The sequence below is a fragment of the Sporosalibacterium faouarense genome (genome assembly GCF_016765695.1).
Classification (GTDB): Bacteria; Bacillota; Clostridia; order Tissierellales; family VENL01; genus Sporosalibacterium; species Sporosalibacterium faouarense.
In genome coordinates, this window is sequence record NZ_JAETGO010000022.1 from 1 (window position 1) to 22,253 (window position 22,253).

The 22,253-nt window shown below is 29.3% G+C and carries 21 protein-coding genes; 2 read left to right on the forward strand and 19 right to left on the reverse strand.

Going from position 1 to position 22,253, the window contains the following annotated elements; genetic code table 11:
- Positions 1–565: 565 nt before the first annotated feature.
- The 13 genes from JMO20_RS03010 to JMO20_RS03070 form a co-directional block, all read right to left on the reverse strand.
- Positions 566–2,221, reverse strand: coding sequence for a glycosyl hydrolase family 18 protein (locus JMO20_RS03010; protein ID WP_202708050.1), 1,656 nt, complete (start codon positions 2,219–2,221; stop codon positions 566–568).
- Positions 2,222–2,498: 277 nt separating this feature from the next.
- Complete coding sequence (locus JMO20_RS03015) at positions 2,499–2,705, reverse strand: 4Fe-4S binding protein (protein WP_202708051.1); 207 nt, start codon at positions 2,703–2,705, stop codon at positions 2,499–2,501.
- Between the two features lie 541 nt (positions 2,706–3,246).
- A complete protein-coding gene (locus tag JMO20_RS03020; protein WP_202708052.1) occupies positions 3,247–3,822 on the reverse strand; it encodes an indolepyruvate oxidoreductase subunit beta in 576 nt (191 codons plus the stop codon).
- Between the two features lies 1 nt (position 3,823).
- Positions 3,824–5,599 (reverse strand): indolepyruvate ferredoxin oxidoreductase subunit alpha, encoded by a 1,776-nt coding sequence (gene iorA, locus JMO20_RS03025; RefSeq protein WP_202708053.1) that lies wholly within the window; start codon positions 5,597–5,599, stop codon positions 3,824–3,826.
- 114 nt (positions 5,600–5,713) lie between these two features.
- The gene (locus tag JMO20_RS03030) at positions 5,714–6,622 is read right to left on the reverse strand and encodes a bifunctional enoyl-CoA hydratase/phosphate acetyltransferase (protein ID WP_202708054.1); all 909 of its coding nucleotides are present in this window, start codon (positions 6,620–6,622) and stop codon (positions 5,714–5,716) included.
- A gap of 393 nt (positions 6,623–7,015) precedes the next feature.
- The gene (locus JMO20_RS20555; protein WP_202708055.1) at positions 7,016–8,158 is read right to left on the reverse strand and encodes a tetratricopeptide repeat protein; all 1,143 of its coding nucleotides are present in this window, start codon (positions 8,156–8,158) and stop codon (positions 7,016–7,018) included.
- Between the two features lie 14 nt (positions 8,159–8,172).
- Complete coding sequence (locus JMO20_RS03040) at positions 8,173–8,658, reverse strand: GNAT family N-acetyltransferase (protein ID WP_202708056.1); 486 nt, start codon at positions 8,656–8,658, stop codon at positions 8,173–8,175.
- Between the two features lie 33 nt (positions 8,659–8,691).
- Positions 8,692–9,474 carry a hypothetical protein gene (locus JMO20_RS03045; RefSeq protein ID WP_202708057.1) on the reverse strand — a complete coding sequence of 261 codons (783 nt, stop codon included), beginning with the start codon at positions 9,472–9,474 and terminating at the stop codon, positions 8,692–8,694.
- 5 nt (positions 9,475–9,479) lie between these two features.
- On the reverse strand, positions 9,480–11,273 hold the full coding sequence (locus JMO20_RS03050; RefSeq protein WP_202708058.1) for a B12-binding domain-containing radical SAM protein: 1,794 nt from the start codon (positions 11,271–11,273) through the stop codon (positions 9,480–9,482).
- A 17-nt stretch (positions 11,274–11,290) separates the two neighbouring features.
- On the reverse strand, positions 11,291–12,028 hold the full coding sequence (locus JMO20_RS03055; RefSeq protein WP_202708059.1) for a GNAT family N-acetyltransferase: 738 nt from the start codon (positions 12,026–12,028) through the stop codon (positions 11,291–11,293).
- 112 nt (positions 12,029–12,140) lie between these two features.
- Positions 12,141–13,859, reverse strand: a complete 1,719-nt coding sequence (locus JMO20_RS03060) for a leucine-rich repeat domain-containing protein (RefSeq protein WP_202708060.1) — start codon at positions 13,857–13,859, stop codon at positions 12,141–12,143.
- Positions 13,860–13,872: 13 nt separating this feature from the next.
- Positions 13,873–14,397 carry an amidase domain-containing protein gene (locus tag JMO20_RS03065; RefSeq protein ID WP_202708061.1) on the reverse strand — a complete coding sequence of 175 codons (525 nt, stop codon included), beginning with the start codon at positions 14,395–14,397 and terminating at the stop codon, positions 13,873–13,875.
- Positions 14,398–14,506: 109 nt separating this feature from the next.
- Positions 14,507–15,886 carry an MATE family efflux transporter gene (locus tag JMO20_RS03070; protein WP_202708062.1) on the reverse strand — a complete coding sequence of 460 codons (1,380 nt, stop codon included), beginning with the start codon at positions 15,884–15,886 and terminating at the stop codon, positions 14,507–14,509.
- Positions 15,887–15,996: 110 nt separating this feature from the next.
- Between JMO20_RS03070 and JMO20_RS03075 the strand changes: the two genes are divergently transcribed.
- Both JMO20_RS03075 and JMO20_RS03080 read left to right on the forward strand, forming a co-directional pair.
- The gene (locus JMO20_RS03075; protein WP_202708063.1) at positions 15,997–16,494 is read left to right on the forward strand and encodes a hypothetical protein; all 498 of its coding nucleotides are present in this window, start codon (positions 15,997–15,999) and stop codon (positions 16,492–16,494) included.
- A 38-nt stretch (positions 16,495–16,532) separates the two neighbouring features.
- Positions 16,533–16,733, forward strand: a complete 201-nt coding sequence (locus JMO20_RS03080; RefSeq protein ID WP_202708064.1) for a hypothetical protein — start codon at positions 16,533–16,535, stop codon at positions 16,731–16,733.
- Positions 16,734–16,807: 74 nt separating this feature from the next.
- Here JMO20_RS03080 and JMO20_RS03085 read toward each other — a convergent pair whose 3' ends face one another.
- From JMO20_RS03085 to JMO20_RS03110, 6 genes are all read right to left on the reverse strand, one after another.
- Complete coding sequence (locus tag JMO20_RS03085; RefSeq protein ID WP_202708065.1) at positions 16,808–17,899, reverse strand: hypothetical protein; 1,092 nt, start codon at positions 17,897–17,899, stop codon at positions 16,808–16,810.
- 122 nt (positions 17,900–18,021) lie between these two features.
- Entirely contained in the window at positions 18,022–18,714 is a 693-nt protein-coding gene (locus JMO20_RS03090; protein ID WP_202708066.1) for a B-box zinc finger protein, read from the reverse strand.
- Positions 18,715–18,727: 13 nt separating this feature from the next.
- Positions 18,728–19,201, reverse strand: a complete 474-nt coding sequence (locus tag JMO20_RS03095; RefSeq protein WP_202708067.1) for an anti-sigma factor family protein — start codon at positions 19,199–19,201, stop codon at positions 18,728–18,730.
- On the reverse strand, positions 19,191–19,778 hold the full coding sequence (locus tag JMO20_RS03100) for an RNA polymerase sigma factor (protein WP_202708068.1): 588 nt from the start codon (positions 19,776–19,778) through the stop codon (positions 19,191–19,193). Before JMO20_RS03100 ends, JMO20_RS03095 begins: the two co-directional genes overlap by 11 nt.
- A 30-nt stretch (positions 19,779–19,808) precedes the next feature.
- Positions 19,809–21,116 carry a DUF4097 family beta strand repeat-containing protein gene (locus JMO20_RS03105; protein WP_202708069.1) on the reverse strand — a complete coding sequence of 436 codons (1,308 nt, stop codon included), beginning with the start codon at positions 21,114–21,116 and terminating at the stop codon, positions 19,809–19,811.
- Between the two features lie 290 nt (positions 21,117–21,406).
- Positions 21,407–22,060 (reverse strand): transglycosylase SLT domain-containing protein, encoded by a 654-nt coding sequence (locus JMO20_RS03110; protein WP_202708070.1) that lies wholly within the window; start codon positions 22,058–22,060, stop codon positions 21,407–21,409.
- Positions 22,061–22,253: the final 193 nt, after the last annotated feature.

Below are 22,253 nucleotides of genomic sequence, written 5' to 3' on the forward strand. Positions count from 1 at the left end.
GAAATAAATTGTATTACATGTGTTTAATTTATCTCTACGCTGTTTATTTTTCAAAGACCAATGCCGACTTATTTTTTTCTCGCCGACTCTTATTACTATACCAAATTTAAAATCGTTTGTCAAGTAAGTTTTGGTTTTTTTCTAAACTTTTTTTAAGTTTTTTCTCATCTCAAAACTTTCTGCATTGAGTAATTTACTTAATCTGATTCGAAATCGCCATACCGTCGCCTTGTGACGACTCTTAATACTATAGCAGGTTTCTCTTTGAATGTCAACATATTTTTTAACTTTATTTTCAGCTAATTTGTTTTTTATATTATGTATAATGTAAGAACACTTATAATATTATTTGATTTTTTAATTTAATTATACATTTAATTATATATTTGCTACGGTTGCATATTTACAACTTAAATGTATTTTCTCTAAATTCAATCAGAGGAATGATTTATTTTAGTTGCTTTTTAATTAAATTAAATAGTAAAGTGACTGAATTTCATAGTCACATAGAAATAAAGAATGACAGTGAAATCTGTGTATGTTCATTCACTGTCTTCTAAAATATCTATTTTAAGTTTTCATTAATTACTTCCCAAATTGTCTCCTTCTCATAACCTCTTCTCCATGATGCTACTCCACTCAAATCATACTTTTCAATCAAATCAATTCTTCCTTTAATTGAACTTTCATCTTCTAACCATATTCTATTAAGAGTATTTCCAACATTATATTCACTATAGTACTGTCTGGTAATATCATCCCAAACTATATCACCATTATATTTATCAATCAACTCAAATGATCTATTCATAGTAACTGCAGCAGATGTTACCTTTACTTCACCATCTACCTGTTGCTCTTTCCATACTCTAGTATAGAATGGAACCCCTAATATTACCTTTTCACTAGGCACCTCATCTAATAAAGTTTCTATTCCATACTCTACCCAAGGTAATGATGCTACTGACCCACTTATTCCACCATTTGCCCAATGTTCATCATATGCCATTAATATTAAATAATCTACAAGTTTGCCTAACTTTTCTCTATCATAGCATAGTGACCAATTTGGACTTAATGATTTTATAGTGATATCCATTGAAAGGATAAGATTATTCTCTCTAGCTATTGGACTTAATTCCTTAACAAACTGAGTTAACATATCTTTATCTTTCAGATAAACATTTTCAAAATCAAGGTTTATTCCTTCTAAATTGTATTTTAAAGCTAATTCCAAAATATTCTTTATAACCTGCTCTCTTAACTTGGCACTATTTAGAATTGTATTTGTCAAGTCAGGATCAAAATCATTACTAAATAATCCCCATATTTCATACCCATTATTATGGGCCCATTCAATATATTCTTTGCTACCTTTATCTCTTATGTCTCCACTAGTATTTTTAATATTAAACCATGTAGGTGATATAACATCTAATCCATCAACTTTTTCTAGTTTATCAACTGATGGAGTTATATTATATACATATTCCCAGGTTAAATTAATTTTGTTTTGTGGCTTCCTTATATTGTCTTTTTCCTTTTTCTTATAAACAATCTTTTTATTAAGCTTAATATTTTTATTTTCTATATATCCAAAAAATCCTCTTGAAGTTCTTATAAGAGTCCAATTATCATCTTCGTGATATACATATACTTTTTCATTTTCATTTACAATATCCTTTACTTCACTCCAGATACTTTCTTTACCTCTCAGTCTAGATTTTTCTATAGACTGTGCCGTTCTCATAATAGTACCATCTTTATCTATTACTAGTATGTTAGTTAAATCAACAAACGTAGTTTGATAATTAGCATATTTATCAATTAACTTTATATTAATTAAAGGTTGTCCATTTTTAACTAATAATAAATCACTATTTTCTACTTCTCCATCATTTATCTTTATTGTAGAAGTATTACCATACAACCTAATAACTTTTTCTCCATCATAATATACAATTGTTTTATCTTTGTTATCCCAAATAATATCAAGATTTAAGTTCTTTTTTAAAACATCAATCCCTATATATAATGAACCATTTTCTTTCACAGGGTCAACACCGTATTTAATTTCTTCTCCATCAATGATTAATTTGATATTATTAGAAACTGTATAGGTGGGTTGTGCAAACAAATTAGTATGTGCAACTAATACGTATACTGAAATAATACTTAAGCTCATTAATATAAAGAATACTACAAATAATTTTTTTATCACATTATAACCCCCAACTATTATGATCTTATATTAATATTATACAGTATTTGTGGACAAGTTTATAATGTAATAATATGGATTATGCTTATTCATAAATAATATATCTCTTAAAAGAAATAATATCCTTGCCCTTTATCAGTTAAGACTTGACTATCTACTTAAATTTAAAAAATAAAAAATGACAACTTGAATAAATCAAATTGTCCAAAGATATTTTATTAAAAGAGTAATATTGTTTTTTAGAATGTAATATTTAAAATTTCATAGAAGTGTTCTTTTATTTATTTATAATATTAACAGCTCCATGTGGACAGTATCTTACACATTTTTCACATCCAATACAGATATCATGGTCTACTTTTGGTGTTTTAGCTTTAAAAAAACCTAGCTTTTCTTGTTTAATTGCATTAACTGGACATGACTTAACAACTGGACAAAATGGTGATTGATCACACCTTGTTTCATTTATAATCGCTTTTTTCATCTTTACACCTCCTTTATACCCCTACGGGGTATATTTTTATTATAACATATGTCATTTATAATTCAAACTTAAAATTATTATTAATTGAAGAATTTGTATATTTGCAAATCAAGTATATTGCTGAAAAATTTCGTTCAAGCTGAAGAATTTCGTTCAAACCGAAATTTTTAATTTTGTGTGAATCACTTAGTCAAAAAAGCAATCAGTTAATATAAATAGAGAAATGGGAAGAGTCATTTTTACCTTGCATAAAGCAGTAAAGTAGCTGAATTGTAGTGTAATGAGAACATGATCTTACATAAGATTTCAATACATAATCTCTTCATTTATTAAGAGTAGGATAGCGCTTAAAGTCATTAATTATAATAATGAAAATTAAAAATAAGCCCATGATTTAAATGATATGTTCACCTTATGACTATGATAGATAGTTATAATAATAAAACTATCTATCATAAGAATGAACATATCAAAATCATGGGCTTTTCTTAATCTAATATTATATAATCAAATATCTGTATATTATTTAAAGAGATATGCTTTAAACTAATTCCTTACCTTTGTTAAAAGCTTTAATATTAATATCTACAAATCTCTCTTTTACTACCTCTCCAATTACTTTTTCCCAATCAATATTATCAAGATTTAAAGCTTTAACTAAACTTCCAAGCATTACAATATTTTGAGTTTTAATATTACCAAGTTCTTTTGCAACCTCGACAGCATTTATCACTGTAATGTCAACTTTAGCTTTTAAATCTTCAATAACATTTTTAGGATATTCAGCTTCACCTATTAATACAGGTACTGAAGGAACAGCATGGTCATTAGCAACTACAACGCCTTCTGGTTTCAAATAGTCTATCCATCTTTCTGCTTCCATTTTTTCAAAAGCAACTATTATATCAGCTTGCCCTTTTCCTATAATAGGTGAATAAACTTTATCACCAAACCTCACCTGTGTAGTAACACTGCCCCCACGTTGGGCCATACCATGAACCTCAGACATTTTCACATCGTAACCAGCACTAATAAGTCCTGTAGCCAATACTTTACTAGCTAAAACTGTACCTTGACCACCTACACCTACTAATAATATATTTTTAGTTTCTGCCATTTTATTCACCCACCTTTTTAATTGCATCAAATGGACAAATTTGAAGACAGACGTCACATCCAACGCACATAGTTTCGTCAATAATTGCTCCAATACCCTTTTCAAAAGATATTGCAGGACATCCTGCTTTTAAGCAGATTTTACATTCTTTACATGCTTCACTATCTACAACACATTCCTTTCGATTTAATCCATACTTATCAATTTCATCTTGTTTTGATTTTTTTAATACGCAAGGATACTCAGTTATAATTACAACTGGCTCATCTGTGTTTATTGCTTTTTCAATAGCTTTTTTTGTTTGATCTAAATCTAATGGGTTTACCTTTTCAATATGTTTAACTCCAATAGCTTCACATACTTTTACAATATCTATTTGTTCAGCTGGTTCTCCCATCAATGTATATCCAGTACCAGGATTCTCTTGATGCCCTGTCATACCAGTGATTCTATTATCAAGGATAATTGTAGCAGCATTTCCTTTGTTATAAACTATATCAACCAAGCCAGTGATTCCTGAGTGGAAGAAAGTAGAATCTCCAATAACTCCAAATACCTTTACTCCCTCTCTTCCATTTATTTCATTAGCTTTAGCAAATCCGTGTCCTGCACTAATACTAGCACCCATACAAATACATGTATCCATAGTTGATAATGGTGGTGCAGATCCTAAAGTATAACATCCAATATCACCTGTAACAACTACGTTTTTCTTTTTACTCAATTCATAGAATAACCCTCTATGAGGACATCCTGCACACATAGTCGGAGGTCTTCCTACTACATTATCTTCATTTTTCTCTACAGTTTTACTCTTCTTACCTAAGATTGCCTCAGCAATTATATCAGGATTTAACTCTCCTATATTAGGAATAATTTCTTTTCCAATTACATCTATTCCCATTGCTTTAATCTCAGTTTCTAAGTATGGTTCCAATTCTTCTATCACATATAATTTATCAACTTCATCAGCAAATTTTCTTATCATAGCCTTTGGAAGTGGGAAAGTGAATCCAAGCTTTAGATATGATACTGTATCACCAAAAACTTCCTTAGCATACTGATAAGCTACCCCTGAAGTTATTACCCCAATTTTTTTATCGTTCCATTCAAATCTATTTAAAGAACTGTTATTACTATATTCCTCAAGCCTTTTTAACTTATCTTCTACAACAACATGTAACTTTTTACCATTTGCTGGAGTAGCAACATACTTAGGAATATTTTTATTGTATTCCTTCATTGGAACCGATTGTCTATCATCAATCTCCACTAATCCTTTACTATGACAAATTCTTGTAGTTAATCTAAATAAAATAGGTATATCAAATTTCTCACTTATTTCATATGCTTCCTTAACAAAGTCTTTAGCTTCTTGACTATCACTAGGCTCAATTAATGCAATCTTAGAAGCTCTTGCATAATACCTATTGTCCTGTTCATTTTGAGAACTATGCATACCTGGGTCATCAGCTGAAATTATAATACATCCCCCATTTACTCCAGTGTAACCAAATGTGAATAATGGGTCAGCTGCAACATTTATCCCTACGTGCTTCATAGCTGCTAAAGTTCTAGCCCCAGCTATAGATCCTCCAATTGCTACTTCTAAGGCAACCTTCTCATTTGGCGCCCATTCTGAATATATTTCTTTATAATTTGCTACGTTTTCTAGTATTTCAGTACTAGGAGTTCCCGGATAAGCAGAAGCTAAAGTCACACCAGCTTCATAAGCTCCACGGGCAACTGCTTCATTACCTGTCAAAAGCTTTTTCATATATTACACCCCTTTATAATTTTTAATAAATTTTATAAACAGTAATATAATTAAATCAATACCTAGTCCCACAAAATTAAATAACCATCAAGCTTCTAGGTATTCATTTTACACTTATTTGTATGCTGCAATTAAACTTCCTAATGCAATGGAATTCAATTTAGCTTCATGGGTATCTGCTCTTGAAACTAAAACTACTGGAGCTTTTGCACCCATTATAATTCCTGCTGATTCAGCATTGGCAAAGTAAGTAAGACTTTTACCGATACCATTTCCCGTTTCTATATTAGGAACTAAAAGTATATCAGCATCTCCAGCTACCTCACTTTCAAACCCTTTCGTTTCTGCTGCCTCTCTAGATACAGCCAGGTCTAATGCGAGAGGTCCATCTATAATAACACCTTCTTCAAATTCACCTGCTTCACACATTTGCTTGATTTTATCTGCTTCTACGGTTGCAGGCATCTTAGGATTAACTTTTTCTTTAGCTGCTAAAACAGCAATTTTAACTTTGTCATTGCCAAGTGATTTTACAACTTTAGCCGCATTTTTAGCAATTTTAACTTTATCATCTAAGCTCGGTGCTAAATTCATTCCGCCATCTGTTAAGTAAACTAGTTTATGATATGTTGGAACTTCATAAACCATAACATGACTAAGTAAGCTATCTGTTCTTAATCCATAATCCTTGTTAAGTACTTGCTTTAATAATATTGAAGTGTCTATAAGTCCCTTCATAATAAAATCTGCTTTCCCACTACTTACATACTTTACAGATATCTCTGCTGCTTCAACTAACTCTGTAGCCTCAATCTTTTCATACTCATTAATATTTACATTGATTTGTTTTGCAATTTCTTCTGTTTTTGCTATATCTCCAACTAAAATTGGCTCGATAATTTTCATTTCAGCAGCTTCAACCACCGCTTTCAATACTTCTTCATCCTGACAAGCTGCAACAACGAGTTTTCTAGTAGTTTGTTCTTGTGCCTTTTCTAAAAGTTCATTTAAAGATTTTATCACACACTCTCCTCCTTTATATTAAGCTAATAAAAATTAGTTTATAAAAGAAAACATTTTCCCATCAACATTCTATCATATAAATATCTGTTTGTTCAAAATATATCAAATATTTAATAAAAATCAAAATATTCTATAAAATCAAACTTTTTTAGTCTTTGATTATAAAAACAGAATACAATATTAACTAAATTATATATTGTACTTCTCCATTTATGTACTCAAGCAATTTAAATTATGACTTTCTTATAAGATCAGACCCCTATAAGATAAAAATTGAATTTATTGAGTCTTTATCTTTATAGAACCAATTGATTATATAGTTAACAATATTACTTTCATCTTTAAATTAATATTTTCTTAACTCTTAAATTTTGCAAAAAAAGAGAAGGAATTTTAATTCCTACTCTTAATTATTTGGTCAAGATGTTTTTTGCATGAAATAGTAATTTCATCTTCTGAATTTATACTATAAGCTTTCTCTATATCACTCTTTGCCTTTTCTATATTGCCTTGCTGTAGATAAGTCATTCCCCTATTACATAATATTTCATAATCTCTAGGTTTAATATTTAATGCTTCATCAAATTTCTCAATTGCTTTTTCTTGATTGTTTTCCATTGCTAAACAAAGCCCTAACTCATTCAAAGTATCTACTTGTTCTGGTTGAAGAACTAGCACCTTCTCAAATCGAGTCTTAGCTTCACCATACTGCTCTGTTTGTCTATATGCTAACCCTATCATAAAATTTAAATTCCACCAGTCAGGATATATCTTTTCTAAGGGAAGTAATTTCTCCAAACCACCTAGAGGATTACCTCTTAATACCTCAGAATATCCTTCTTCATAAGTAACTTGGTCCTTTATCTCAGATAATTGTTGCTTAACTTCAAGCAGTGCATCTTTACTCTCCTCATACTCAAGAAATTTCTCCCACATTATCTTACTTTTTCTGAATTGATTCTGATGCTTGTAATGATATCCTAGCTTATAATATCCAATAGCAAAACTTGGGTCAATATCAACAATTTCCTCGAAATATTTAGTGGATTCATGTAGAAATTTATTTCCTTTTTTCATTTCTTTATTCTTGAAATATTGCCTTGCTTTTTCCTCAAGTGCCAAAGCAAAATTATATAATCCGCTTATGTTTCCAGAATTCATATTTACTACAGCACTAAAATAAACTAGTCCTTCTTCTAACTTATTGTCTTCAACTAATTTTAATCCCATTGCTAATATAATCTCTTCGATATTTTCATCATAACTATAGAGTATCTCTATGTACTCATCAGTATGCTTAAAGTCTGGATCTACTCCTAAAATATAAATCATACCTTCAATAATGGATTTCATTTGAATTTCTTGCTGAGCTTTACCTTCCTTAATCTCATTTACCAATTCATCTATAACCATAGGAAGAGGAAGTTCATTAGAAATTTTATATCCATTTACATTAACATCTGACCCCTTCTTTAATTGTATAAAAGAAAGATTTTCTGACTTATTTCTTAAATATTGATTTACTCCTTGTATCACATTATCACCCTAAACTAAAGTATTTTATGAAAAATTAAATCATCAACATATCTTTCTACATCTTCTTCATAATGATGCATATGAACACAACCAGAAGATGTAAAGCCACATTTTAGAATAGTACTAACCGATGCAGCATTATTGCTGTATATATACGCTCTTGCAATCTTTACTCCAATTTCTTTCAACTCACTTAAAGAGTATTTAGTTAGATTTTGAGCAATTTTATGACCTCTATATTTTTTATTTGTAGCGGCAGTCAAGAAGCACGAATGATCTCTACCAACTTTACCTTGTTTACCTCTTAGTACTCCTAATACCTCTCCATCATAATCAGCTACAAAAACATGCATTCTTTCATCATTAAGCCAACTTTCTATTTCTTCTTTTTTTTCTACCTCACTAAAAGAAACTTCCGCTCCTTCATGATTTAAATCTCTAAAGAAAGCAATTAATTGGTCTATATCGTCTTTTCTCAATCTTCTATATTTTATTATCATTTTATCCCCCTCCAACTAACCAAACACAAATATTTATTTGTACATATTCCTCATAAACATTCTTTTTCTTCTTGTACTTGTACTCAAAATTTCAAATAAAACTCCTCTATAGATCATAGTAAAAGAGAATATTATCTGTGCCAATAAATACATTAATATGCTCATTGGTGAGAAATTAAAGCTAAATCCAATATTAAAAGTAAAGAAATCACTTATAATCACACCTGTACTTAAATAAAGGATACCAAATAAAATCACATTAGGTATAAACCACTCTATCCAGTTTTCTTTAACAAAATCAAAAGCATATTTAATGCTATCAGCAGGCTGATAATGTTTTTGATATACTGTTTCAGGAAGTGGATTAATCAGAATGAGAACCAACAAACTAACTATTATATTCAGTAACCGCGTATCTAAAACGCCTGATAATAATCCCGCTAATAATGGTGCCAATATAGCACTATACACTAATTCCGCAACCCATCCGATAAAAAAGATGGTCCATAGCTTTCTCATATAAGCAGTAAATCCATCTTTAAAATCCTGAAAAGTAAGTCTTTCATTCTTAACAACATTGTATAGCAAGTAAAGATAATTTGATGTAAGTGCAATTGTAGCTGCAAATAGCAATATTCCTACAACAAATCTAAGTATAAAATTACCTAAGAATACACTTAAAACTAACCCAACTATTAGACTCAAAGTAGAATATACAAAGCCAGTAAATATAATTGGCCAGTTTTTAACTAGTAACTTTGATGTTTTCTTAAATGCACTTTTGTTCATATAAAATAAATCTGTAAAAATGTTCAAAACCTTCACTCCCCATCTTGTAATCTGTGGAATTCTTTAGTTACATCAAAAGTCTTACATTTATTTAATGTACTATTTTTATAAACAAATAATATTACTCTATCGTTAGATAAATTATCTTCCAGTTTAAAGTCATTATTGATTAATTTAAAAACATCTATAGAAAACTCTTCAAAATGTACGTCCTTAATTATTTCTTTAACAGACTCACCTTTATAATTAGATAAATGTCTCTCGATATTTTCTTCTTCTCTTAAAAACTCATGTCTAGACTTCTGAATTTCTATATTACTCTCTCTAGCAAGATATTTGGGTAGATTTGTACTCTTATTATTTAATAAGTAGTCAAACTTTAAGACTTCATTAAAGATATTTTCATGAGAACCTACATTAACTTTAAAAAATTCGTAAAGAATTTTGTACAAATTCTTTTTGCTATGAGCCCTAGTATGATAATTCCTACCTTCCCAGTATATACTAAAATCTTCATAAAAATCAAACGCTGTCTTATAAAAATTCTTTATTATAAAGCCTAAAGAATACTTGAAATTATCCTCATTTCCATACTTTTCTACTAAGTCTTCAATAACCTTAAGCTTTAATATCTCTTTATAACTTATATAGTTGTTTTCCAATACTTCATATGGCGGTTTATCTAAGAACTTAAACCCATATTTTTCTCTATCCATTCTTAATTCAGATCCTTTTAATAACTTTAGAAATCCTAATTGTAATTTTTCAGGTTCCATGCTATATACATCATTAAATGATTTCTTAAATGTTTCATAATCCTCATAGGGCAATCCTGCTATTAAATCCAAATGCTGATGAATATTTTTATTATCTCTTACCTTTTTAACAACCTTTCTAAGTACATCCAAATCAGTTTTTCTACTAATTGCTTCAATAGTACTGCTATTAGTCGACTGTACTCCTATTTCAAATTGAAAAAGGCCTTCGGGTACATTCTTTAGAAACTCTAAAACTTCTTCATCTAGCAAATGTGCAGTTACTTCAAAATGAAAATTTATATCATTTTTATAATTCTTTGTTTCTTCAATCAAAAACCTCATTATGTCTAATGCATATTCCTTTCTTGCATTAAATGTTCTATCTACAAACTTAACCTGCCTTACCTCTGCTTCAATTAACTTTTTAAGATCACTTTTAACTCTTTTTAAAGAAAAGAATCTAACTCCATTGATAGTAGATGATAAACAAAATCTACAATTAAAAGGACATCCTCTTGAACTTTCAAAATAAACTATTTTGTTTTTATATTCATTTAAATCTTCTTTAAAGGGAGATGGTATATCATCTAAGTTATCTATTAAAGGTCTTGGTGCATTCTCAATGATTCTTGAGTTCTCTCTATATATAAGACCTTGTATATTATTAAGATTTTGTTTGCCATTTTCTAAAGAAACCATTAAGTCTTTAAAGGTTTCTTCTCCTTCGCCATATATAATATAATCTATATACTTATAATCTTCTAAAACTTTATATCCATCGAAGGATACCTCTGGTCCACCAAATATTATCTTTATTTCTGGCTTGACCATCTTTAGAGTCTCTGCAATCTGTAATGTATTCTCAATATTCCATATATAACATGAAAATGCCACAACATCTGTATCTAACTTTACGATTTCCCCGGCAATAAAATCTGGATTTTGATTAATTGTAAACTCCTTAACCATGATATTAGAAAAGCTATTCTCACAATAGCTTTTTAAGTATCTAATTGATAGGGATGAGTGTATGTATTTTGAATTTAAAGTTGTTAGTAAAATCTTCATTGTTAACCTTCTTTCTATTACTTGCTTACCCCAAACCACATTACTTCGCAATATTTTTTAAATCCGATGGATTTTGCTAGTGATATTGAAGCATCGTTATTTGTAACTATGTGTACAAATGGAGTCCCATTATTGTTTATAACCTTTTTTGCTAAATCTATACTCACTGAAGCTGCTAGACCTCTTCCTCTATACTCTTTCTTAGTATACATTATGCCCATTGTGCCATCTTCTCTTACTAAAGCCCAAGAAATTGGATTACCTTTATCATCAAATATAGCCGAGGTTTCTCTTTGAATTATACATTGCTTAATATATTCAAATGATTCTTCATCCTTATATGTATAAAACTCATTAACTATTTCTACATCCTCTAATCTAAGAGATTTAACTTCATGCTGTAGCTTAGATGTGTCTAAATCCTCTTTGTTCATATAAAATAAGTAGCAAGGCTCTTCCCATTCTATTTTCTTTGATTCTTTAATCATATCATAATATTTTTTTAAAACTCCTGAAAACCCTTCTGTTTTCCTGAATTCCATACTATTTAACATTTTTAGAGCTATTTTATCATTTAAAGAATAAGGAATATTCCATTCACCACATCTTAGAATAAATCCTTTTGGATTAGATATATCATCTACTAGTATCTCCCAATTTTCTTCGTTTTCCATCATCTTTGCTGCATTTAAAGTTGCAATTTTGTCATTCTGAAGTATATTTTCGATTACTCTTCTATCAGTTGTTTTATCCATCATATATCCCCCTAATCAATAATTATATAGCTATTTTTTTTATATTCTATCTGTAATTATAACATAATCTTAAACAATAAAAGAGACAATATTGCTATTGTCTCTCCCTGTATTAATACAAGCTATTTAAATCCAAGGTTTCATCTGAATGATGAAACTCTATAACTTTAACTTCATCAATATATTTATCAAAGGTAATAGTTTCAATCCCATATGGAGGGTTATGTGCCCCTGTAAAGGTTTCAACTCTTACCTTTATCCTATATCCATTTAATTTTTTGATTTCCAGGACATTGGCATTCATATAAGCTCTACTTTCTCCATAGTACTCATCAATGGCTTCACATATATATGGTGATAGCATAGAGATAATAAAATCCTCATATTGTGACTGATAAAAAAAGTAATTAGGGACGGGATTGCCTTGGAAATCAAAATCACCTAATTTAGGTAATTTCCACAATGGAGTTATGTCTTCAACCTGATTATTCCTAATATCTAACACCTCTAAGTTCCTTAATCTGGTCAATTGAGATATATCAGATATTTTATTATTACTTAACCTAAGATGGCTTAAATTGACTAAGCTAGATAATTCTTTAATATCATCAATTAAATTTCTTTCCAAATTTAATTTGTTCAAGCTATCCAATTTTTCTATTCCTTTGATTTCAGTTAAAATATTTCCACTTAAATCAAGTTCTTTTAATTGAGGTAATCCTTCCAGTTTTTCTAAACTATTAATAAAATTATCCTCTGCATACACATATTTTAATTTATTACTGTTGTTTAAAGCAGTTATGTCTAATATCAGATTACTACTAATATCAATGGTCTCTAGATTTTTTAATTTTTTTAAAGACTTAATATCAGTAACATTATTACCTGATAATCCTAGTACCTTAATATTTGTATGATTACTTAATAAATCTAAATTAGAGATTTTATTGTAATCTAGAATAAGAAATTTCAAGTTTTTTAGATTATGTAATGGTTTTATATCTTCTATTTTGTTTGTCCCTAAATCCAGATTTTTAAGATTTACCAGCCTTTCTAATGAGCTTATATCTGTAATATCATTACTCCCTAGATCTAATGTATTTAAAGCATACAGTTCCTTTAACCCTTCCACATCAATCACTTGGTTTTTGACCAAGATTAAACAGTGCAGATTTTTTAATTCTTTTAATGAAGAGATTTCTTTAATATGATTATAGCTTAAATCTAATTCCTTAATTTTAATAAGATTTTTTAGAGACTCAATATCTCTAATTTCATTTCTATATAGGTCCAAATGTTCTAAATTAGTTAAGTATTCTAAAGAACTAATATTATCTATATTATTTACTCTTAGCCTTAGATCAACTAGATTTGTTAAAGACTTAATTGAAGTGATATCTGCAATTTTGTTATAGCTAAGGTCTAATTTAACAAGATTAGTTAAATCCTTAATATTCTCTATATCCCTTATACCACAAGAATGTACAGTTAGTTCTTTCAAACCACTTAAATGTTCTATCCCTGTCAAATCGATATAGTCAACTCTATTGATTTCTAACTCAGTTATATCCTCTACCTCTCTCTTATATAATTTTCCTGTGGGTTTAAGTATCATAGCTCTAATTATCTGTTCTACTCTGGGATCACAAAAGAATATTTCTTCACCTTCATCATACAATGCTTTTATCTGCCTATCGTACTCTCTATTACTATCTTGCTCATTAAGTATCGTATTTTTATTCTTTTGCATTTCAATTCCTAAAATTATACTCAAGGATACTATTATCAATAGTAAAACTAATAATACAGATAATATTAGTTGTCTATTCATAATTCCTCCTTCTCTACTTCTTATAGCCTAAAATATGAATATATCTAATATTTTCATAAACATAATTAGATAATGGATAATCAAATCTATCATAGGTATGAGCTGCAATAAAGATATTTTCAGGTTTCCTAGGTTCTTCTATTCGTATTATAACTGGAGTATGATCAAAGCCATCATCAATACCAAAGTTTAGTTGAATTAAATCACCTACTTCAACTTCATTTATATCACTGATCTTTACAATAGGTCCTCTACTATCATTATTAATTAAAAAATTATATAAATACTCTACTCCAGTCCATGCAGGTGCCCTATTATTAGCACTATAATAATACCATCCCTGCCACTTCCCACCATTCATTTTACATCCGCCAGCATGTAATACTTGAGATGCAAAATTAGTACAATCCCCTCCAATATGTTGAAAATCATAATATTTAGGATTTCTACTTAATGCCCATCTCTTTGCATAGTTATATGCAGCTTTTCTATTGTAAGGAAATAATCCTGTTTTACTTTCTACAAAGTTTTTACTCATATACATACCCCCTTAGTTTATTTTATGAATCCTCTTGATTATTAGAATAATAAGAATGAGGTATATAATAGTAAAATAGATTTTGATTTTATTATGTAATTCAAATTACCTATACTCTTTTATGCTTCCATTTTCCTCTCTTAAACCACCAAGCAATAATACCTGCTTCTACAATAACTGAGCCACTTATTGCTATCCATACTCCATTAGCTCCCCATCCTAGAACTTGACTAAATATCAAGGCAAAGGGAAGCTTAAATCCCCAGTTTGCAACAAGTGATGCTACCATAGGAGGGGCTGTATTTCCTGCCCCTATAAAAGCACCACCATAAACTATTGGAAAAACTACAAACATTAATCCCAAATACGTTATTCTTAAGTAGTTCATACCTATTTGAACGACTTCCATATCATTTCTTATAAATGCCAACATTATAAATTTCGGAAGTAAAAAATAAGCTACAGCAAAAACCACCATATTCAGTGCAGCTAGCTTGATGCCATCTTTAACTACTTCTTCGGCCTCTTTAAAATCTTTTTTTCCAAGATTCTGTCCCACTAAAACCGAAATAGCCATATTTAACCCTGTTAAAAATATAAAAACTAAATTAAACATACGTCCACCAATTGTAAAAGCAGCAACTGCTTTGGTTCCTGAATAACCTGCAATTGTAAACATTGCTAGACCAGTAATAGGTCTAGAAATTGCTTGTATAGCTGAAAAGAAACCAATTTTAATAATTCTACCTATAGTTTTAAAACTAATTCTAAAGTTCCTTATCATTTTATGAATATTTCCATCAAATACCTTCTTAGCAATAGTTAGAAACATAAGTATAAATGCCACTATATTTGATATTGCCGTCGCTACTGCAGCACCTTTAAACCCTAATCCATCAAATGTATGTAGTCCGTAAATTAATATTGGATCTAATATGATATTAATAATATTCATTATAATAAATATCATCATAGGACCTTTAGAATCTCCTGTAGCTTGTAAAATAGCTCTACCAGTAAGATTGAAAAATGTAAATGGAACTCCAATGAGAACTATTCTAAAATATGTAAGTGCATAACCTTCAACTGCTTTTTCCATTCCAAAAAGATATAAAATTTCTTGTGAAAAAAAATAACCTAAAATTGTAATTATAGTACCGATACAGAATGCTAGAAAAAGAGCTTGTTCAGTTATTACAAAGGTTCCTTGTTCGTCTCCTTCTCCAGTTTTTCTAGAAATAAGAGCTATTCCCCCTGCAGCAATCAGCTGAGAAAACATTATTATTACACCTAAAGTAGATGTACTATAACCTGTTGCTGCTATCGCTTCAGTTATTCCCAAGTTTGAAATAAACCACATATCTACCATTTGCAATAATGTCTGCAAGATTTGACTCATCATCAATGGCCATGCTAGTGTCCATATTAATCTAATTCGTTTCTGATTTACTAAATCATTTATCATTTCTTCACCAACTTTTCCTATCATTTTCTTAACCCTCAAATACAAATATTATATCATATTTTATAAAACAAATTATAATAAATGTAAAATATATGTTATAATATTCCTATAAAATAGTATTCGGAGGTATGTGTATGTCCTATATGACGATTAGACAAATACGACATCAAATGTGTATGAATAAGTTAAGAGATTTGGGTTGTAACGTTGTTAATGTGCAAGGCGTTATGTATTATGTCACATATAACTTTGAAGATTTAGAGATTTCTTACATGTATCATATTAATCCTGATAATACATATGATTTAGAAAGAATTAAGCCTTACGTTGTGTCGGCAGGCACATTAAAAACTGAAGAGGAAATAGTTAATATCATTAAAATAGATATTGATCAGTTTAAAAATGCTAAAAGAAGTAAAAACTTTAAAGACTTTATTGATGTAGACACAGAATTATCCAATGCAGTAAGGGCTTTTGAGGACTTATTTCTTTACTATAATATCTCAAAAGAAGATACAAATCTTATCAAGACTTCAATTCATAATTTTAAGGAACTATTAATGAAGGTTAGGGATAGAAGTCAAAGAGTATTCTACGAAAAAGACCCTGATAGCTTTAAGGATGATAAATAACTAAACAACATTTGAAGTAATATGAAAGGAGTATATGAATGCAGAAGTTTGACAGAATATCTATTGCAGAAATATCAAAACAGGATATGGCTATGATTATTGACGCCCTAGAGTTTGCAGGAAATAAAGGAAATAAGATTGAGTATTTATCTCTACGCAATAATATTATCAAGGAATTAAGTGAACTTGCTGAAAGTAGTGAAGATGAATTCATAAAATATCTGAAAAGTTGTATTTAAATAAAAGTTATATATTTTATACCCCCCTCTTATTAGATATCTAATAAGAGGGGGGTATAATTTTTAAACTGCTTTTATTTGTTTCCTAATGATCTAAAAAATCTATACGTCCCTGCCTTAGTCTTAATATAACTAATTAAAAAGCTTCTATAATTCTCCTTTTTTACCACTTTACATGTATTTAAGAGAGTATGATTAAATGTATCTCCCTCGTTAAAAGAGAATACATCTGGCATAAAATAATCTTCTACAATCAAGCTTTCAGGACTTATCCTACTTTTCCTTAACTTATATAAATAACTTCCTAGATTTGTAATGAAACTCTTATCTTTATAATTGCCAACAAAGTGGTTGGTATCCAAAGCCCCTCTTAACCCTGCTAAAAAATAGTGATTTGTTGATTCTAGTTCTGAGTCTTCTTTCCTTAAATCATCTTCTCCTAAACTTAAATTATGATTCAGAATTTCTAAGGACTGCTTCAAAGTTTGAAAGTCATTTCCTAAATACAATCCATTCAATATATTTATTAAAGATATTCGTTTTCTCTCAAAATCAATTGCATAATTTCCTTCATATGTATCTAATATAAATAGGAAATCAGTGCTGTATTTATCAATAAAATCTTTTTGAGAGAAATGAATTATTTCTTCTTTAATGTCCTCTAATATACATTCATAGTCAGTTATCCCATCTAAAATCTCTTGTAATAGCTTAGATAAGACTAAACATTCAAGTATTGTGTTTATATTACCAGTAACACAAACTAAGTTTTTCAAAATTTGATCTTTAGTCGTCTCCCAGTTTGAATTTGAAGCTACCAAAGGAAATATTCTGCAATAAGAAGAATTATCTGTCTCGTCCCAATATATGTTCGAAGATTTTCTAGTTAGTGCATTTAGCAATGCTTTATTATATCCATGTCTATAGCTATGCCATAACTTCAATTCTTCCTCGAATCTTTTATAATCAATTACTGTACCAATAATTTCATTAGAAGGTATTAGAGATTTAATCGTAATGATAACTAATTCAGTTAGATATGACCATTGACCATCTAAATTCTTAGTTTCATTAGCTCTATCTCTATTTTTTATATATTCCCCATATTTTACTGTATCCTCATAGCATCCATTGTCTATAAATCTTTTTATTATCTCTTCCTGCATGTAAACACTCCTTAAATCTAACTATACTTAGTATAACAAAATTTATTGTTTTAAAAAAGAGGGGCTACCAAACAATGATTTTAAAATCATTGTATAGCAACTCCTCTCAAATAATTGGCTATTTATGCTTCAACATCACCTTTTTTATGCTTCTTCAGCATCCAAACACCACCAATAATAAGTAGAGCAGGTAAAACTGAGCTTCTGACCATTCTAATTATATCATAATATATTCTTCCCATGTTCCCGATGTATGATAATCTACTTGCTAATTCATCAAAGAATATTATTCCACCAAATATTATTAGGCCTATACCTACATAATAAAGATTAATATTCTTAAGATTAATGTCTAAAATTAAATTATCTTCAACTGATTCTCCTGATTGTAGCCTTTTTCTAAGGTGATAGCAATCAAAAACACTATAGAACCATATTATAACTGCAAATGCAGTAAAAATCTCACTTGAGAACAGAGAAGAAGATAAGGCAATAGTTAAAAAGAATCCAATCATAATCTGTATCCCCATTTTCATAAAACCTAGATACATATGACCTGCGCCTGGGATAAATGATAGCACAGTTGACCAAAATTTACTTATATTTCTTCCTTGATAGTCCCTACCTTTCTTATGTGAATTAATATTATCTTCTTCTATACTTTGATTTTTAATTACTACTAATCCTCGTTCATTCGCACATTCTAAACAGATGATATCTCCATTATTGTTCACTGCGCAATCTTTGCATACACTAGCTCCACAGTCCTGACAAATGAACTTAGCTTTAACATTATCGTGATTAATACATTTCACTAGAATTCCTCCTTTAATCATTTTGTTTTGTTGCCCAATATTCTGATATATATGTTAACCCCTGAGACATTTTACCAAATGGATTAGTTATTGTCTGACTTATCCCAATCGGCCCTCTAAAAAATACTGATGAAAACTCCTTAAGCCCAGAATCTAGATGTGAAGTATTAAGTGCAACTATAAGCAATCCTGCCGCCACTAGACTGAGACCGATTTTACTAGTACTAGTAAAGAATCTAAATTTTGGTGATTTAATAGAATGAATTTTTTCTTCTTCAATTTTTCCAATTATATTATTAGTAAAATCTGGTGGCGGTGTAACAATTTTATGCTCAGAAAGAATGCTAAAAAGATTTTCATACTCTACATATTCCCCTTTACAAATATTACATGCTTCAAGATGCTTATCAATATTAAATAGTTCAATATCTGAAAGTCTCTTTTCAAAGTATAGATCAATCTTCTCTATGACTTGTTTACACTTCATTTTTCATCACCTCCACATCTAATTTTTTAAGTTGATTCTTTAGTATCTTTCTGGCTCTATAAAGCCTAGTTTCAACAGTTTTTTTTGGTATATCCAAAGCCTCTGCTATTTCCTCGTAACTCATATCATTAAAATGATACATAATCACCACATTTTTATAAATATCCGACATTTCATATATAGTTTTATGTATCTCTTTGTGCTTCTCTAAATCTATAACTTTTCTCTCAGGCTCCTTATCAGTATCACGTAACTCTTCTATCTGCATTCTATCTAAATATTCATCTAATACATCAAAGCTTGTTAGCTTAGTCTTTGATTTCTTTCTTTTCCAATCAAGACAAGTGTTAACACCAACCCTATATATCCATGTAGATAATTTACTGTTCCCCTTGAATCCCTTAATCTCCTTATACACTTTTAAGAAAATCTCTTGAGCTAGATCTTGAGATTCAATATAATCATTGGTGTATTTATATGCCATAGAAAATATTCTGTTTTTATACATATCAACTAGCTGGGCAAATACTTGTTTATTCTGTTTTTTTAGCTCGGCTATAATATGCTCTTCGTTCATTATTGTCACCACCTAATTATGGAACAGCGATTATCTAATATTTATTTCTATATTACCATTTTTTGTTTCTATTTGAATTTCAACTTCACTTTCTCCCAATTTGCCATCTAAACTATTCTCAGTTACATCCTCATTAATTTCTAAATCAAAATCAGTATATATTTCTCCGTGCTTTGTATATGCAGAAATTTTTCCCTCTTGGTCTTCAAGCAAATCTATATCAATATCCCCGAACTCATTGACTATATCAATGTCTCCCTCGATAATATCTTCTGCCCTAACTAAGATTTTGCCATGTCTATTCCTTATATCAATCTCTTTATTGGCATCTTTTACTTCTACGTCACCATATTGACTTACAATTTCAACATTTCCATCTATATTATCTACGTAGATTTTATCATGGGAATTTTCTATTTCTAAATCTCCTTTTACTTCTTCTATATTAATAGCATCATAAGAATTTCTAACTAAGATATTACCATCAACTTTTTTAATATTCACTTCTCCATGCTTATTAATAATTTTTACATCTTGTGTCACTTTTTCAACTTCTACTCTATCATAACTATTTGTTACATCAACACTTCCATTGATGCTTCTCAACTCCACCTGACCATGCTCATTTTCAATTTTAACATTTTTGTTTATTTCCTCTATACTTACATCTCCATAACCATTTTCAACCTCTACTTCAACATCAGGTGGCGTCTGAATGAATAAAGAAACTCTAATATTACCTATTGTATTATTCCCATTATATGTTTCTACCATCGACTCAATATCTATACGATCTTCCCTTTCACTTATTTCAATAAGCTTCTCTGATATTTCATCAGCATATTCCTGATCGTTGTAATCCATAGATATCTCTGCTAAAACTTTTATCTTATCTCCTTTTGTTTTTTCTATCTTCACATTTCCATAAATATTATCAATTGTAATTTTATCTCTATTATTTAATATAATTTCATAATCTTTCGAATAGGTCGAGCTATGACTATAAAAAGGATTTCTACCATTAAAGATATTTGATAAATTAAACCTAAATGGTGTAATAGAGAAGCTAACTGTTGATACTACTGAAGTTATTACAATTACAATGATTAATAACACAACACTTATGCCATCAATAGATGCCTTCACATCTTGGTCTTTCCTATCAAATATTATTTTACTAATTATTATTTCTAAGCCAAATATAATAATAATCGACGGCCAAAGTAATGAACTTATTAATCTACTATTAAGTTCCAAAAAATTATTGGCTAGGAGAAACCCGCCTAATGCAATTAGCGTAATTGCCAAGGTTATTATTCCAATTTTTCTTCGTTTCATAAACTACCTCCTTTATCTTTCTTTATTTATTTACCTCTCATTAATTATAGACGATTACTTTTTATAAAACCCTTCAAATCCTATAATTTTTTTATTAAAATTCAAAAATAAAGTATAAAATTTAATAGAAAACTACTTCACAAATTATAGCTGATATGTACTCTTAAAAAAATATGTATTTTAAAAATATGATTTTTTCTTTGTTTAAACAAGTTTACATAGTTTGAGTTATCTTTTAATCAAAAAAAAAGAGAAGGTGTGCGACCTTCTCTTCTTTCTATATAATCACACTAATAAGTGTGTTGTTTAGATTGAAAATCATTATAAAATTCATTTCTAAACTCAAGAACTCTATTTGAATAAGAGCTTATAGCTGGGTTTTGCCTAGTGCTCCTAGAGGCCATATACTTCTTAAGTCCATATGCTCCTCTGTTATAAGCTGTTAGTACCTTATGTACGTCATTATCAAATATTTTATTTAGATACTTAAGCTGAGTAGTGAACAATTTAATATTATATCTAGGTATAAACAACATATCAGGTTCATACTCTAAATCTAAGTTCTCAGCAATAGGTCTTGCAGTATTCTCCATTAATTGTCCCAAGCCTCTCTCTCCTAATGAGCCTACTGCCCTTGTATCAAATCTACTTTCTAACTTCATTAATCCTAATACTAAAAATACATCTAATTCCTTTGATTCACATTCTTCTAATAAAAATTTTGAGTCTTCCTTTGAAAGCCCAGAAGCATCTGAAATGAAATCTATCTTATTATTGTCGTCTCTATAAATATATGCCATAATTTCATCAACACTAGCCTGATCAAATATTATTCCCGTAGTATATAATCTATCTTCTGCATCAGAATGCTTAGCTCCGTATACATTACTACTTAATAACAGAGTCATAAATGGAATTAAGATGTATAAAAGTTTCTTTTTCATTATTTTCACTTCCTTTCCATTTTTTCGCACGAGACTCATTATATAAATAAATAATCATGCCGTCAAGTTTGTTACATTTAATTAACTATTGGTTAATGCTGTAAAATATTCAAATAATAACATTTTCTTCTTTTATTTCTTAGAATGAAGCCAATAATTGATTTTTCAATGTCTTTAAAAATATTTTAAAAGT